Raw genomic sequence first — 1,399 nt, 5'->3', positions numbered from 1 at the left:
ACTACGGGTGGCCGGACGCCGAGGGCACGACCGGCTCGGGAGGCGAGAGGCCGATCTTCGCCTTCGCCACCGAGGACGCCTCACCGTCCGGCATCGCCTACGCCGAAGAATCACTGTGGATGGCGGCTCTGCGCGGGCAGCGGCTGTGGCAACTGCCGGTCGACGAAGGACAGCCGACCGGCGAACCGATCGCGCACCTGGAGGGCGAGTGGGGGCGCCTCCGCACGGTTGAGGTCGCACCGGACGGGTCACTGTGGGTCCTCACCTCGAACACCGGGCGCGATGAGGCGGGAGAGGGAGACGACCGCATACTGCGCATCGAACTCGCCGTCGAATGACGGATTCCGGTCATGAGCCGACGCTTCGCAGACGGCGAGGCCGGCGGCCCCTCTCAGGCGGTGCCTGAGGACCCAGATCAGCCTGAAGCGTCAGGCAACCCGTTGGCGACCCGGTATCGCAGGGAGATACCGCTCGCCGCCGATCCCCGCTGTCGTTCTGACCTCCAAGGAGATTTCACATGGCTACGAATACGACCACCTTCACCCGGGACGAGGTCCTCCAGACCCCGCCCTCGACTCCACAACCGCCGGCGCGCGCCCTCGCACTCGTCCGGATCGTCCTCGGCTGGATCTTCCTGTGGGCCTTCCTGGACGCTACCTTCGGGCTCGGCTACGACACCCCGGCCGAAGGCGCCTGGACCGAGGGGGAAAGCCCCACCAGCGGCTTCCTCGCCAGCCGCGACGGCACTTTCGGGGACCTCTTCCAGGGCATGTCCGGGCAGGTCTGGGCCGACTGGATGTTCATGGGGGGCATGGCCGGCCTCGGCATCGCGCTCACCCTCGGCATCGGACTGCGGCTCGCCGCCGCCGGCGGCACCGTCTTGATGATCTCGATGTGGATGTCGATGCTCCCGCTCGAGAACAACCCGATCGTCGACATCCACATCGTCTACGCGGTCGCCATGATCGCGCTGGCGTTCGCGAACGCGGGCGACCGGTGGGGACTCGGCCCGTGGTGGCGGAATCTCGGTCTGGTCAGGCAGATCCCGATTCTGCGCTAGGACGCCGGGTGGCCCCGGGGAGTGTCACCCCGGGGCCACCCGGCGCCCTGGTCGGCGCCGGTGTTGGCCTTTGTGATCGAGTGCTGCTCGGATCTGGCTGAGCCACTCCGTTCCCAGCTGGCGCCCGTTCGGGAGTTGGTCGCCTCGATCCCAACGCCACGTTGTGATCATCGCCAGCACGAGAATCCGGCAATCGCGTAGCAAGTCTTGATCGACACCCGGATAGTGCTCGCTGACTTCGTCGGGCGCATGGGCGAGGTCGAATTCGACAGGCCCACGGCAACACGTCTCGAGGTCTATGAACAACAGCCCGTTCTTCGTGGTGAGCATGTTGCCCGG

2 protein-coding genes and 1 pseudogene are annotated in these 1,399 nt (G+C 67.5%); 2 read left to right on the top strand and 1 reads right to left on the bottom strand.

Annotated elements, in window-relative coordinates:
• Both ELR45_RS18865 and ELR45_RS18860 read left to right on the top strand, forming a co-directional pair.
• The coding region (locus tag ELR45_RS18865; protein ID WP_165367912.1) for a PQQ-dependent sugar dehydrogenase at positions 1-338 on the top strand (338 nt) is incomplete at its 5' end.
• A gap of 179 nt (positions 339-517) precedes the next feature.
• Positions 518-1,060 (top strand): hypothetical protein, encoded by a 543-nt coding sequence (locus ELR45_RS18860; protein ID WP_129667759.1) that lies wholly within the window; start codon positions 518-520, stop codon positions 1,058-1,060.
• Positions 1,061-1,084: 24 nt separating this feature from the next.
• Here the strand turns inward: ELR45_RS18860 and ELR45_RS38360 are convergent.
• Positions 1,085-1,399: pseudogene (locus ELR45_RS38360) on the bottom strand (phosphotransferase); the annotation flags it as partial.

The sequence above is a fragment of the Phytoactinopolyspora endophytica genome, from assembly GCF_004138495.1.
Taxonomy (GTDB): Bacteria; Actinomycetota; Actinomycetes; order Jiangellales; family Jiangellaceae; genus Phytoactinopolyspora; species Phytoactinopolyspora endophytica.
This window is presented reverse-complemented; position numbering and strand designations above follow the sequence as displayed.